Genomic DNA, 220 nt, shown 5'->3' on the forward strand with positions numbered 1-220 from the left:
GGTGTCACTTTGGTTGGTGGCAATCTGATTGTTCCAGCCGGTGTCAGCAGTTTCACAGTCACAGTCGCCACAATTAACGATGCAGTCGTCGACAGTGCTTCCCCAGAATCTTTACCATTAGTGATTGGTGGCGTGACAGGTAATGGCGGCATCATCGATGATGATCAACCAACGATCACGACAGTCGAACCAGGTGCACCAGGTGTTGCTGGTGACAATG

1 protein-coding gene is annotated in these 220 nt (G+C 50.9%); it reads left to right on the forward strand.

Translation table 11 applies throughout. The annotated features are described in order from the left end of the window. The coding region (locus tag H8K33_RS19700) for a hypothetical protein (protein WP_186892775.1) at positions 1-220 on the forward strand (220 nt) is incomplete at both ends.

The organism is Affinundibacterium amnicola, from assembly GCF_014284275.1.
GTDB lineage: Bacteria > Pseudomonadota > Gammaproteobacteria > Burkholderiales > Burkholderiaceae_D > Undibacterium > Undibacterium amnicola.